This is a genomic window from Cyclonatronum proteinivorum (assembly GCF_003353065.1).
Classification (GTDB): domain Bacteria; phylum Bacteroidota; class Rhodothermia; order Balneolales; family Cyclonatronaceae; genus Cyclonatronum; species Cyclonatronum proteinivorum.
In genome coordinates, this window is record NZ_CP027806.1 from 72,556 (window position 1) to 86,453 (window position 13,898).

General features: G+C 52.8%; 8 protein-coding genes. 1 reads left to right on the plus strand and 7 read right to left on the minus strand.

Annotation, left to right across the window (positions count from 1 at the left end):
- Nucleotides 1–58 precede the first annotated feature (58 nt).
- Nucleotides 59–5,707: a PAS domain S-box protein gene (locus CYPRO_RS00300; protein WP_114982594.1), complete on the plus strand. Its 5,649-nt coding sequence runs from the start codon at nucleotides 59–61 to the stop codon at nucleotides 5,705–5,707.
- Between the two features lie 12 nt (nucleotides 5,708–5,719).
- On the opposite strand, the gene CYPRO_RS00305 is transcribed toward CYPRO_RS00300, so the two are convergent.
- The 7 genes from CYPRO_RS00305 to CYPRO_RS00340 all read right to left on the minus strand — a co-directional run bounded on the left by CYPRO_RS00305 (nucleotide 5,720) and on the right by CYPRO_RS00340 (nucleotide 13,888).
- A complete protein-coding gene (locus CYPRO_RS00305; RefSeq protein ID WP_114982595.1) occupies nucleotides 5,720–6,934 on the minus strand; it encodes a tetratricopeptide repeat protein in 1,215 nt (404 codons plus the stop codon).
- Between the two features lie 71 nt (nucleotides 6,935–7,005).
- Complete coding sequence (locus tag CYPRO_RS00310) at nucleotides 7,006–7,890, minus strand: alpha/beta hydrolase family protein (RefSeq protein ID WP_114982596.1); 885 nt, start codon at nucleotides 7,888–7,890, stop codon at nucleotides 7,006–7,008.
- Nucleotides 7,887–8,846 (minus strand): pseudouridine synthase, encoded by a 960-nt coding sequence (locus CYPRO_RS00315; protein ID WP_240644797.1) that lies wholly within the window; start codon nucleotides 8,844–8,846, stop codon nucleotides 7,887–7,889. Before CYPRO_RS00315 ends, CYPRO_RS00310 begins: the two co-directional genes overlap by 4 nt.
- Nucleotides 8,847–9,153: 307 nt before the next feature.
- Nucleotides 9,154–9,783 (minus strand): SMC-Scp complex subunit ScpB, encoded by a 630-nt coding sequence (gene scpB, locus CYPRO_RS00325; RefSeq protein WP_114982599.1) that lies wholly within the window; start codon nucleotides 9,781–9,783, stop codon nucleotides 9,154–9,156.
- A gap of 6 nt (nucleotides 9,784–9,789) precedes the next feature.
- Nucleotides 9,790–10,527, minus strand: a complete 738-nt coding sequence (locus CYPRO_RS00330) for a peptidylprolyl isomerase (protein WP_240644798.1) — start codon at nucleotides 10,525–10,527, stop codon at nucleotides 9,790–9,792.
- Between the two features lie 169 nt (nucleotides 10,528–10,696).
- Nucleotides 10,697–13,183, minus strand: a complete 2,487-nt coding sequence (gene priA / locus CYPRO_RS00335) for a replication restart helicase PriA (RefSeq protein WP_114982600.1) — start codon at nucleotides 13,181–13,183, stop codon at nucleotides 10,697–10,699.
- A 147-nt stretch (nucleotides 13,184–13,330) separates the two neighbouring features.
- Nucleotides 13,331–13,888, minus strand: a complete 558-nt coding sequence (locus CYPRO_RS00340) for a hypothetical protein (RefSeq protein ID WP_114982601.1) — start codon at nucleotides 13,886–13,888, stop codon at nucleotides 13,331–13,333.
- Nucleotides 13,889–13,898 lie beyond the last annotated feature (10 nt).

Below are 13,898 nucleotides of genomic sequence, written 5' to 3' on the forward strand. Positions count from 1 at the left end.
TCATTATTCAACGCTACCCCTCAGTCTTTAACGGTACACTAGCGGTGATGCACAACCGATGAATCAGCACAATACGAAATCTACGGACAAGCGCGCAGTAAGCGAAGGAGACTTTGGGTTTGAGCCTGAAGCTTTCTGCGACGGCCTATGGACCTGGACTACCGGCGAAGACGATGAACTTCGGCTAAGCGATGGCGCGATGCACACACTGGGGTATGCGGATGAAGCCGAAGTACCCTTGCCTGCAGCACGTACCCTGTTGCATAGAGACGATCTGCTAAAAGCTGCGGCGGTCATCCGGCGGACCGCAGAAAGCGGAAAGCCCGGCACAAGCTGCTCTTTTTGGGCAAGACTGCGTACTGCTTCAGGCACCTGGCTGCCCTTCAGGTTTTTGGGAAAACTGGTACATAAGGGAGCTGACGGCAAATCGAAACTCGCAGGTACCCTCTATCAGGAACATGAAGACGAAGAAACAACCGGCAGTCCCGAAAAAGATAATCAGTTGAGCCTGTTCGAATCGCTGTATTCGGCATCACCGATTGGAATTGCCCTCAACGACTTTGAGACCGGAGCATTTGTCTTTGTAAATGACAAACTGCTGGAACCTACAGGTTATACCCGGGAAGAATTTCTGAAACTATCCTATTGGGACACAACGCCGCAGGAATACAAACCGCAGGAACTCAGGGCGCTTGAACAGATGCAGCAAACGGGGCGCTATGAAACCTTCAGGAAGGAGTATATCCGCAAAGACGGCAGCCGCTATCCCGTTGAACTCCGGGGCTTTACAACTGTTGGGGAAAACGGCGAAAAACAAATCTGGTCGTTTATTGAAGATATCAGCGACCGGGTAAATACCGAGAAAGCGCTAAAAAAAAGCCGGGATGAAGTGCGGCAGGTCAATCAGGAACTCGACGCCGTGCTTCAGGGAACCGGTATCGGGATATGGGTTTTGAACATAGCCGACGGCAGCCTCGAATGGAGCCCGTACCTGCTCCGCATGCTGCAGTGTGAAGATGTGGAATCCTTTGACTATGCCTTCTGGGCTTCCCTCATCCATCCCGACGACCGCGACCATGTAGAGCAGTCGTTCAAAGATTTTTTGGAACAGGATCTTCCCTATGATGTGGAATACAGGGTCATTCTCCCCGACGGCTCACTGGTGTATCACCGGAGTAAAGCTGTCAAAATAGCTCAGGATGGTATTTTTACCCGTGTAGTTGGCACAACAGAAGAGATCACCCGAAGAAAGCAGGATGAAGAGGAATTACTGCGAACACGGAGTCTGCTGATCGAAACCAACCGCGTTGCGCGTGTTGGCGGATGGGAATTCCTGCCTGATACCGACGAGATCCTCTGGAATGACACCCTGTACGAAATCTTTGAGATCGACACAGGTACGCCGGTTGATCAGCCTTTTATGCTCGGCCTGTTTACGGAGGAAAGCCGGGAAAAACTGCTACAAGCTGCCGGTGTTGCCGCTACCGATCATCAGCCGTATGACCTTGAGCTGCAGATCATCACACAAAAAACAAAGCAGCGGAAGTGGGTGCGCGCTACCAGTACGCCGGTTGTTGAAAAGGGCAAAATTGTGCGCTATTTCGGTATTGTGCAGGATATTGACCAAAGTAAACGACTACTACTCGAACTCGAAGACTCCCGCGAAAAGCTGCACAGCGTTTTCAATGAACTTACGGACGCCGTTTGGTCAGTAACCCTGCCTGATTACCGCCTGAGGTTAGCGAGCCCTTCTGTAGAAAAACTGTTTGGATACACCGTTCAGGAGTGGTTCGAAAACCCGGGTCTTTGGTCGGAAATGATTATTGAAGAAGATGCCGCAATCTACGACGAAATCATGATGGACCTGAATAAACAGGGCATCTATGACCAAAACTATCGGGTACGAACCAAAACCGGCGCGATCAAATGGGTCCGGAATCAGGGCCGAATCATCGTGGATGAAAACGGGCAGCCCCAGCGCCTTGATGGCATCATTTCTGACATCACAGCACTCAAAGAGGCCGAGTACAAAATTTTTAAAAGCGAAAGGCAGCTTGCCGCACTGCTGGAAACGCAAAACAGCTTTATCATCCGGCTGGATGCTTCCGGAAAAATCACCTATGCCAACCGGAAATTTGCGGAAAGTATGGGCGGCCAGGATTCAGCAGGCAAGACTTCTTGTTCGGGGGTTGATTTCGCAGAGGTTATTACGCCGGAAGACCTTCCCAAATTTAGCGAGGCTTTGGCGCAGCTTACCCAAAACCCGGAACAGCCGGTGCAGCTTGAGCTCGTAAAAAAGTGGGCATCAGCGGAAGGGGCGGTCATTCTCTGGGAGTTTTCTGCGATTCCGGATGAAGCGGGAAACCTGACCGAGATTCAGGGGAACGGGCTCGATTACACCGAAAAAAAAGCTGCCATCCGGGAGCTTGAGCGAACATCCATTCTTCTAAATGATGCGCAGCGGCTCACAGGAATTGGCGCCTGGGAGCTGGATCTTGAATCAGAGCGTATATCCTGGACCGACGAGGTGTACCGCATTCATGAGGTGGAAAAAGGTACGGATATCATGCTGCTTGATGGCATCAGTTTTTATCACCCGGATGATCAGCCTGTTATTCGTGAAGCGGTGCGTAAGGCCATCGAAGCGCACGAGCCCTATGATAAAGTCTGCCGCTTCATCACGGCAAAGGGCAATCACCGCTGGGTCAGGGCTTCCGGCTACCCGATTGAAAAAGATGGCAAAGTGACACATCTTATCGGTGCTTTCCATGATATCACAGATATTGAAGCCGATAAAGAGCGCATCCGGCAGGAGCAGCAGTTTTCCGGACAGGTGCTGCAAAACATGTCAGACGGTTTTGCGCTGGCAGATGCCGCAGGCGTGCAGCAGCAAGTAAACCAGGCCTTTTGTGAAATGACGGGATTCAGTCAGGATGAGCTTATCGGGCTAAGACCGCCTTACCCCTACTGGCCGGAGGAAAAAGCTAAGGAAATCCAGGCCGTACTTGGTCAGACTTTAACTCATTCAGTACCGGCAGCTGCGCATGAACTCACCTTCTGCCGCAAGGACGGAACACGTTTCCCGGTCTTGGTTTCCTGCAGTAAACTGACTGATCAGGATGGTCATATCCTGTTCACTTTTTCCAACATCCGGGACATCACCGCTCAAAAAGAATACGAGCGCGCCCTTGAGGCCAAAGAGAAAAAGTGGAAATCCTACATTCAGTCAGCCGCCTACGGCATTATGGTAATTAACAATGCCGGCGAAATCCTTGAAGCTAACCCAGCGGTCTCAGGCTTAAGCGAATACCCGGCATCCAATATGACTGGCCTTTCGGTTTTTAGCTTTTTGGATGAGGAAGAGAAAGATAAAATCACAGCATCCATCAGTCAGGTTTATGCTGTCAAGACAACCGAACTTGAGGTCAGCATTCGTACCCGGACCGGTCAGAATAAACTTCTATCCGTTTCCGCTGTAGCCCTCGACAACGGAGACATTATGCTCATTCTGACGGATATCACCCGGCAGCGAGAAGATGAGATGAACCTCATACGGAATCAGAAAATGCTGCAGGCTATTGCGCAGGCGACCGCTGGTCTGCTTGCTGAAACGGACACTGCTGCTGCCATTCAGGAGTCCCTGCTACCCGTAGCGAAAGCCCTTGACGCGCAGCAGGCTTATATTTTAGATCTGGAAAAAAGTGCGCACGGAACACTTTTCAGCCACATTTATGAGTGTTACACAGACGATCGCATGCCTGTTAAAGGCTTTCCGGAGCTGCAAAATCTGCCCATAGATCTCTTTGGTGATGTTGCGCCACTGCTTGAGAACGGTCAGACCTTTCAGGCGGTCCGGGAAGACTTTAAGGAGGCTACAGCCATTACCCAAATTATGGATGAACAGGGCATCCGGGCGTTAATTCTTGCCCCTGTTCAGCTGAATGGCAAAACCGAACTGATTATCGGGTTTGACCGCCTTCACAGCCCGAACCTATGGAATGAGAATGAGCAGGCGCTGCTACTAAGCTATGCAGGCAGTATTGCAAGTGCTTTGCAGCGAAGCCAGCTGCTTGAAAGTCTTCGCGAATCCCGTCAGCTCGCCGAAGTCGCCAACAAAGCCAAGTCTGAGTTCCTGGCTAATATGAGCCATGAAATCCGGACCCCTCTTAACGGCATTATCGGTTTCACGGAGCTGCTGCAGGGCACCACCCTCAATGCCGTTCAGCAGCAATATGCCCAAAACGTGCAGCTTTCAGGAAAAGCCCTGATGGAAGTGATCAACGACATCCTGGATTTCTCTAAAATTGAAGCCGGGAAACTTGATCTCGAAATTATCGAAACCAACCTGCGTTCCTCTCTGGAAGAAAGCTGCGACATTGTAAGCTATCAGGCTGCCACCAAAGGTCTTGACCTGATCCTGAATATTCCGATTGATTTGCCGGAGCTGATAGAAACAGATCCGGTTCGTTTTAAACAAATTTGCATCAACCTGCTGAACAATGCCGTCAAATTCACCGAGAAGGGTGAAATTGAGCTCACGGCCGGGTTTACCTTTCTCAACGAGGAGCAGTCCCGTGCACGTTTTGAGATTGCGGTCCGAGACACCGGAATCGGCATCTCAGCGGAACAGCAAAAGAAACTGTTTCAGGCATTCTCACAGGCAGATACCTCCACAACAAGAAAGTATGGGGGCACGGGCCTTGGTCTTAAAATAAGCGCGCTGCTTGCGGAAAAACTGGGCGGCACGCTCGTGGTAGACAGTGAGGCGGGAGCGGGCAGCAGGTTTTCTTTCACCTTTGAGAGCAATTGCCGACACAATGAAACGCAAGAGCCGGATTTACCCGCCGTTGCCGCGCGAAAAGCACTTGTCGTTTGCCGCAATGCTATTAACCGAAAACTGCTCCAACGCTCTCTTGGCAGATTCGGCATAGCATCCGATGCCGCTCCCAACGGCTTTGAAGCCATGTCCAAACTGGAAGCAGAATCTTACAGCCTTCTTTTTGTGGATCGTGATATGCCCTACCTCGACGGTATGGATACCGTGCGCATGATTCGCACCAAGCTGAAACACCTGCCTGATCAGGCCACACTTATCACGGTAATGCTCTACAACGGCATTCACACACAGGAAAACGAGCAGCAACTGCAGGAACTTGGCATTCGCTATCACCTGAGCTATCCGCTCAAAAAAGGGGATATTCTAAAAACCCTTACGGCAATCAATGCTATGCTTCAGCCTCAGGCGGCCTCATCGGAAGCCGGAACCAAAGCTGCCGGTGAGAAAAATAAAAGCATGGCTTTAGACACAGCTCAGGAACTTCCCCCGGCTCCAATGGTTCCACAAGCCACCATTTTAGTTGTTGATGATGTGCCGATGAATATCCTGCTGTTCAAATCGCTTGTGGAGGGCATTTATCCGGAAGCTCAGATACTTGAAGCAACAAACGGGCGGGAAGGCGTGGAGCTCGCCGGCCTGCATAAACCTGATATTATTTTTATGGACGTGCAGATGCCCGAAATGGATGGTATGGAAGTCACAAGAAGAATACGGGCATTTGACACACAGGTACCAATTGTTGCCCTTACAGCACGTGTGCTCAAAGATGAGCAGGACGACACCATGAACAGTGGTATGACGTACTTTCTCAGCAAGCCGATTAACACCGCTGAGCTGGAGACGGTGCTGCGCACCTGGCTGCGTATCTGAAAAGTTTGCTGCTCAGCGAAGGTGCCGCCTTGCCTGCTGGCGTACCGGAGAATCCGTGCGGAGGTTAACAATAAACCGGAACTGCTCCTCCGCTTCTCTTGTCCGGCCAAGCCGCTCATACAGCCGGCCAAGCTGATACCGGGCACGAAGCTGCTGTACACGGACCTCTCCCTTTTCAAGCGCTGGGGCAAGTTCAAGGGTTTTGCGCAGGTATTGCTCAGCCTGCCCCAGCTGACCCATCCTGTAATAAATGAGCCCGCGCAGGGTATAAATTTCTTCTTTGGCTGCGGTGTCAGACTGTGCGACTGCGCGCTCAAGGGCCTGTCCGCTAAACTGAAGGGCTTCCTGAAACCGGCTTTGCTGGTAATAACTGCGGAGCATCAGACGGTTAAAAAAAAGATTTTGGGGATATTCCGCCATCAGGCGGTTCAGGTACACTTCAGCGGTTTCCGGATCATTTTCATAATGGAGCCAGATATGTGCCAGGAAATACACGGCTTCAGGCACCATAAATGCACTTTCTTCAGCTGCATTACGGAGCAGAGCAAGGCCTTCCTCCATATCACCGGCCGGGACCATCCACGAAATGACGCGCACCAGGCGGTATTGTTCATGGAAAAATGCCGTGAAATAGCTGTATAAGCCCTCCCCAAACTGCAGATCAGGCAAATCGGGCTGCAGCTGCCCTACACCGTTGAGCAGGTTGATGGCCTGCCTGCCATGTACCAGGGAACGGTACCAGGCACCACGGTTGGCATACAGCCGCGCCAGGAAACCGTGTGCAATGGTTTTGACGACAAGCGCATCAAGGTTTTGACGTTCGCGCCGCAGCGTTAAATCAGCGGATCTGATGCTCAGCTCCATTTTTTCGATAAAAGCTGCATCATGGGCTTCAGCCTCCAGATCGGACAGGATGAGCCACCATAGCGGCAGAGCATCCCAAAGTGCTGCCACCGGACGGGCCCGCTCCTGCGCAAACCAGGACGCAAGCAGCTCGGCTGAAGCGTCAAATTCCTGGTTATACAGCAGGCGCGTCGCCTCTTGTACATCCGCTATGAAATCCGGCTGCAACAGTAAAAACTGCGGGCTCTCCGGCTCTTCCTGTTGCGGGAGTTCAGCTGCAGAGAAACCAAGGGGCAGGGCCTCGGTTTTCGCCGCACTTGCGGTGATTTCTGTAAGGAAGCTAAACCACAGAAGCGCTGACAGCAGGGCAATAGAGAGGCGCATAGTACAGGCTTTTCGCTGAAACAGAGAACAGCTTCACAGGTTCTGTAAGGCCTGCGAAGCTGTTTTGATGTTTAAAGGTTGTGGCTGATAAAGTAGGTTTCCAGCCATTCTACCGTTTTGTCTATAACGGTGAGAAAATGCGGCGGCACATCGTCTTCATTCCAGGGATGTGAGCAGCCAAAGGTGTGATCGGCACCGTTGATCATGATACGCTCCTTTTCGGGACTGCGGCATACCTGATACAACAGCTCGCTGTTTCGCATGGGCACGGCCGGGTCCTGTGTGCCGTGAATAAAGCAGCAGGGGATCATCAGGCTCTGCACACGGGTTGAAGCGACAAGACGGGAGGCATTTTCAAGCAAATCATCATAAACCACTTTGTCAATGCGCATAAGCTGACCTGTGCGGGCATTCTGAATTTCGGTGTAGCCCTGTTTTTCCCAGTCGGCTTTCATATCATCCGTGAAGTGCTTGGTGTAATCTGCAACGGCGGCCCAGGTTATTACCGTAGTGACTTCGGTGAATTCAGCAGCGGCAGCAATGGCCGTATGTCCGCCGCGGGAATGTCCGATAATGGCGACTTCGTCAGTTTCCAGGGTTGCAGAACCGGTCTTGATTTTCTGGGTCTGCAGGGCGTCGATGACCGCACGTACATCTTCCAGATCACGGGAAAATGTTTCCCTGGCAAACAGATCGAGGCGCGTAAAATCTTCGCTATGGCCTTCGGTGCCGTTGTGGGAAAAATTCAGGGCAATGACTGCGCAACCACTGCGCGCCATTTCAAAACAGGCGTCGGGAAAGGCACCCCAGCTTTTAAAGCCCTTAAACCCGTGCAGGAACAGCACGACGGGCAGGGAGTTGACCGCATTTGAAGGGAGATACATATCATAAGCAATCTTAAGGCCGTCTTCCGCGGTTATCGCCCCTGATTCCTTTTTTATTGAGCCATATTTCATAAGTTCAGTGTTTTTTTATCCAATAATTTAACGAGTTGGCGCAGCTGGAAAATCTCTTTACGGCTTAAACTGCGCCATTTTCCGGATCTGAGATCATCAATTTCAAGGCCGGCATATACAACCCTTTTCAGAGAAATCACTTCCGCATTAACAGCCGATATCATGCGCTTTACCTGATGGTTGCGTCCCTCAATAATAGACATTCGGATGACATTTGCAAGTACCGGATGCCGGTCCACTTTGTAGGCCCGCGCAGGGCCGTCTTCCAGCTGTACACCGTTACGAAGCGCCGTGATCTGCTCATCCGATAAGATCATGTTGGTTTCGACCTGATACACTTTCCGGATTTTGTAGCTGGGGTGCATGAGCCGGTGCGCGAGTTCGCCATCGTTGGTGAGGAGCATGAGCCCCGTAGTGTTGCGGTCGAGCCGGCCAACGGGGTACACCCGCTTGCCTGTGGCTTTTTCTATCACATCCAGCACGGTACGGCGGTCGCGCTCATCGTTTGTGGTGCTGATGGTGTTTTTGGGCTTGTTAAGAAGGATGTACACATACTCTTCGGGCTTAACTTCATGGCCGTCAACGACTACGCGATCGCGCACCACTACTTTGTGCCCCATCTCCCGAATGACTTCTCCGTTGACTTCCACTTTGCCCTGTTCGATGAGGCTGTCGGCTTCGCGTCTGGAGCAAACACCTGCGGCTGCAATGTACTTGTTGAGGCGAACCGGTTCGTTTTTACCGAACCGCACTTCATGGTCGTACACGGGCTGCGGTTCGTGCCGGCGGCCACGGGCTTTACCCGCTTTGGAATCACCCCGCCTGCGCATAGGTACTTCATCACTACCTGAGCCTGTACTCCGGCGGTTAGCACCCGCATGTTTCTTTTTTGGATTCAGTCGTGAGCCCGTTTTTCGGTTTTTCTTTCCGGATGCACCGGATTTTTTTTCATTCATACTACATCAGTCATTTAAAAATTGCGCCTGGTCCGCTCATAAAAAACGAACTTAAGCTTGTTCAGCAAAGTAAAGATTATTTTGTGTTTAGACCCAATATTCGCAACACGAGTATCTTAGTTTTTGTACGCGGAGAATAGCGCACGCAGCTCCTAAAAATTAAAAACCAAAAAGCAAGGGACCTGTCTTTGATTTGGGGTCTCAGAGCCGGCACGAAAGACCGTGATGTTCACGGCGTTTTCCCCAAAAATAAAATAGGACCAAACCTGCCTGTACCGCCGGACGCAGGCCCGGATGCCGGAATGGCTTACTTCTGATTTTCTTCGTCGTCTTCCATGCCGGCCTTTAGTTCCAGAATGAGCTGTCTGTGCTTGGCCATATCGTCATCCTGAAGTATTTCTTCAATTTCACGTGGTTTGGGCAGTTCGGTGATGGCTTTGAGGCCAAAGTGTTTGAGGAAACCGTTGCTCGTTTTGTACAACAGCGCACGCCCGGGGCCGTCGTTTCGGCCTGCAATAGCAATGAGGCCTTTTTCCAACAGCTGTTTTACGACATATCCGGAATCCACCCCGCGGATGTGATCGACTTCCGGCTTCGTGATGGGTTGTTTGTAGGCGATAATGGCCAGGGTTTCGAGGGCGGTCTGAGAGATTTTCCGAAGCGTGTTTTCGTGCTGAATGTGTTCGAGCCAGGGGTGATACGCACTTTGGGTGGCAAAGGAAAATCCGCCGCCGATTTCCTTGATGCGAAAGGCATGCCTGCCCTGCTCGTATGCCGCATTAAGTTCGGCAATGAGCGCACGGAGCTCGGTTTCGCTCACTTCAAATCCGTCGGCTTTGGCCGCAATAATGGTGCGGATACTCTCGGGAGAAACCGGCTCCGGACTTGAAAAAATCAGGGCTTCAACAACTTGTTTTAGCTCAATTTCTGTATCCATAGGCGGCTATCGCCGGAATATTTCAACCCGCTCAATAATCATCGGCTCGAGCGGATGGTTGGCGAGGCGCGGGTCGTCGCGGTGTGTGGGGGTTGTGGCAATGGCGTCAACCACATCCATACCGCTGAGGACGTTTCCGAACACGGTATATTCGCGGTCGAGGCGGGGCGTATCGGCGTGCATGATGAAGAACTGCGAACCGGCCCCCATGCGCTTATCGCTTACGCGGGCCATGGAGAGCACACCGCGGGTGTGGCTGATTTCGTTGAATTCGTGCGGTATGGCGCTGATCGGCCCTCCGGAGCCCATTTCGAGCTTATCGCCTTCACGGCTGAGGGGGTCGCCGCCCTGAATCATAAATCCGGGGATAACCCGATGGAAGCGGGTACCGTCGTAGAAGCCACTTTCAGCGCGGGCCACAAAATTGAAAACATGAATTGGGGCAACGTGCGGGAAGAACTCGACTTCAATCGGCCCCTGATTGGTGTGCAGGCGCGCACGTACGCCATGCAGGAACTCGCCCAGCTCATCGAGCACAGCAAGCTCACTTTGCGCCTGATCCAGCTGTGCCTGCATATCGGCCAGCTGCCGCTCATAACTGCGGCGCATTTCCGCATTCTGACGCCCCAGCTGACTCACCTGCTGCGTGAGGCGGTCAACTTCTGCATTGCGGCAGCCTAAAAAGAAAAAGCTGCTCACAAAAAGCAGCCCAACCAGCAAAAGCGAAATAAATCTCGGGTTCATCTCGGGTGAAAATAGGTTCCTGATTTTTAATTTGGCCTAAATATAAGGTTTACGGGCTACTTTCAAACAGAAAACAACAGCCCTTTAACCCGCATTATTCAGGTGCCGATCTATCGGTCAGAAGAAGCCATTTTTGGGGAATATGATCTTAGCCTGAAGCTGAATGCAATCACAGCATTTCATGATTCAGGGTGATGCGTACCGTGCTCGCACCTTCCGGTTTGGTCTTTTCATACCATTTCCAAAAATAGTCGCAGATCTTCTCCAGCTGTGCCGTGGTGATGCCCGCCGGGAGCTTCATGAGCGTGATCCAGCGGAATTCATCTTTCATACGCTCAATGGCGTCGGGTGCGGGCCCGAGCACCGGCCAGCCGGTTTGGGCCTGCTTCATGATGGCGGTAAATTGCTCGGCAGCGCGGCGGGTGTAGGTGGCGTCCTGCCCCCGGAAGGCAGCCTGAAGGAGCCGCGCATACGGCGGATAGAGCAGCGGCTTCCGACCGGCAAGCTCGGCCCGGGCAAAGCCTTCGTAATCATGGTTTTTGGCAAATCGCACCGACACGTGATCCGGCTGACGCGTCTGCAGATACACCACGCCTTTTTTTGCGGCGCGACCACTACGACCGGCGACCTGACTCAGCAGCTGATACATGCGCTCGTTGCTGCGGTAGGAAGGAAAAGCGAGCTCGGTATCGGCATTCACCACGCCTACGACCGTAACATTCGGGAAATCCAGCCCTTTGGCGACGAGCTGCGTGCCAATCAGGATATCCGCTTCTCCCCGCCCGAAAGCGGTGAGCAGCTGATCGTGTGCGTTCTTTCGGCTTGTGGTATCCTGATCCATGCGCATGACGCGGAATTTCGGAAAGAGTTTTTCCAGCTCTTCCTCCACCTGCTGCGTGCCGCTGCCCTGCATTTTGAGGCCGCCGGTTTCTCCACAGGCGTGACAACTTCCCGGTACTGATCTCGCAAAACCACAGTAGTGACAGCGCAGGTGCTGCTGCGCCTTGTGATAAGTGAGGCTCACCGAGCAATGCGGACACTCGGGCACATCCCCGCAGGCCTCACACTGCATGAAGCTTGCAAACCCCCGGCGGTTGTAAAGGAGAATGACCTGCTCGCCCCGGCCTACGGCTTCTTCCACCGCCCGAAACAGGGGCACCGCCAGCGGACCATTCATGGCGTAACGGTATTCGGTGAGGTTGAGCACCTTCACTTCCGGCATTTGGGCTCCGGTATGCCGCGCACTTAGCTTCAATAGCTGACTTTTGCCCCGACCGCTTTCTACCAGGCTCACCAAACTTGGCGTTGCGGAACCCATCACCAGAACAGCACCGGCTTTGTGTGCCCGCATGGCCGCGACTTCCCGCGCGTGATAGCGGGGCGCGGGATCGGTCTGATAGTAGGAGGTGTCGTGCTCTTCATCAATGATAATAACACCCAGTTTTTCAATGGGTGCAAACACTGCCGAACGGGCGCCAATCACAATGTTTTTTTCGCCCCGCCGCAGGGCCTGCCAGGCTTCGTAACGCTCGCGGTCGCTGAGCCGGCTGTGCAGAATCGCAATTTTACGGCCAAAAATGAGGTAGAAGCGGCGCACGGTTTGGGGCGTAAGGGCAATCTCGGGGACCAGCACCAGGGCCCCGCGTCCCTGTTCCAGCGCTTCTTTGATGAGGTGGATGTAAACCTCCGTTTTCCCGCTGCCGGTAACCCCAAACAGCAGAAATTTTGCATAGGTGCGGGCATGCAGAGGTTTGAGGAGGGTAGCTGTAACTTCGTGCTGCTCAGGATTCAGGGCTGAGATGTGTTCAGGCCGGTAGGCAAAGGCGGGCTCAGGCAGGCGGGCTTCCCGTTCTTCACGGGTAAGGACACCCTCCTGTTCCAGCCGTTTGAGGGTATAGGGCGTGATGGTCTCCGGCATGGCCACGGTGAGCGCAGCGGTCGTAGCGGGCAGCGGATCCGTTTCCAGCAGTAACTGCCAGGCTTGTTCCCATTTTTTGGTTTTGCCGGAAACGAGCCGTTCGGTCAGCGTTTCCCGCTGCGGGTTTTGCCACACCCAGCACAGCTCGGTACGCGGCTGCAAGTCCAGGGCCGGTTCATCCCACAGCTGCAGCAGCCCTTTTTGTTTTACGGAGCTCAAAGCCCGTTCTTCGTTGGCCCACCGCTGACGCGCCTCCCGCCAGCTCAGCCGCTTTTCCCCGCTGATTTCCGCATAAATGAGCTTTTCCTGCCGGTTCAGGGCAACGACTGCGTCTTCCTTCTGCGGCACAGCACGTACAAAGGTTTTGGCTGAAAAATTGAGCCCCGCCGGAAGCGCGGCCTGAATCACCTCTCCCCATCCGCACACATAAAAACGATACATCCACTCTGTTAGGCGCAGCAGCTCGGGATCAAGAACCGGCTCGCGATCCAGTACACGGGCTACGGGTCGCGTTTTAAAAGCGGGTTTGTTCTGATGCACCTTCACAACCATGCCAATGTTCATCCGTCCTTTGAGGGGCACCCAGACCCGCATACCCGGCTGAACAACTGCCGCATGGGTGCCGCTCAGGGCATAGGTAAAAACCTCCCGTACGGCAATCGGCAGAGCGATATCAGCAAAATGACGAAAGCCATCAGCGGCCTCATTTGTTGGTGTTGAATGCGGTTTACCGGACATGCAGTGTGGTTGTTTTTTTCGGATGATGGATTCTGAACCCGAATTTCATCATCCCAAACATAAAAAAGCCGCGCCCCAAAAACACGGAAGCGCGGCTCAGAAAATGATCTTTGCCTGAAATAAGTTCAGCGCAATGGCATAAGCGCCTTAGAAGCGCAGCTGAAGGCCGAAAGCCCAGGTGCCGTAGCTACTCGGCATAAAATCACTGCCGCTAATGCCACGATAACGGTACTCTACGAAAGGGCGGAAAAACGGAATGGCAGAAATACCGGCTCCGACCGCTCCGTAGTAATACAGTCCGGAATCGCTGCCATCAGGATCAATAACTTCCGCGCCAGCTGTAATCAGCGTACTTTCACGATCGAAAACTTCATATCCGATCCCAACACCGGCATAAGGGGCAATCAGGCCAATGCCGGCAGTCGCAATTACGCTTAGCCCGAAATCGTAGGAGGTATCATCACGTTCGAAGGTGATACTTTCCGCCTCAAAACTGTAGCTTTCGTTATAGAAGCTGGTCTGGAAACGGAAGCCCACATCAAGCAGCATGGGGATGACGGTGAAGTTGTTCTGAAAATGAAGTCCGAAGCCGGTTGTAGGCTCATCACTGCGGACTTCGTAGGACGCGCCCAAAATGTATTGTGCCTGAGCCTGTGAATAGCCAAAAGCACCGAACAGAAGCAGAATCGTAATTATTTTTTTCATAACAGAAGAG

Coding starts and splice junctions, on each gene's coding strand:
- CYPRO_RS00300 (WP_114982594.1), top strand. CDS start 59: ATGAATCAGCACAATACGAAATCTACGGACAAGCGCGCAGTAAGCGAA.
- CYPRO_RS00305 (WP_114982595.1), bottom strand. CDS start 6,934: ATGCGCCTCTCTATTGCCCTGCTGTCAGCGCTTCTGTGGTTTAGCTTC.
- CYPRO_RS00310 (WP_114982596.1), bottom strand. CDS start 7,890: ATGAAATATGGCTCAATAAAAAAGGAATCAGGGGCGATAACCGCGGAA.
- CYPRO_RS00315 (WP_240644797.1), bottom strand. CDS start 8,846: ATGAATGAAAAAAAATCCGGTGCATCCGGAAAGAAAAACCGAAAAACG.
- scpB (WP_114982599.1), bottom strand. CDS start 9,783: ATGGATACAGAAATTGAGCTAAAACAAGTTGTTGAAGCCCTGATTTTT.
- CYPRO_RS00330 (WP_240644798.1), bottom strand. CDS start 10,527: ATGAACCCGAGATTTATTTCGCTTTTGCTGGTTGGGCTGCTTTTTGTG.
- priA (WP_114982600.1), bottom strand. CDS start 13,183: ATGTCCGGTAAACCGCATTCAACACCAACAAATGAGGCCGCTGATGGC.
- CYPRO_RS00340 (WP_114982601.1), bottom strand. CDS start 13,888: ATGAAAAAAATAATTACGATTCTGCTTCTGTTCGGTGCTTTTGGCTAT.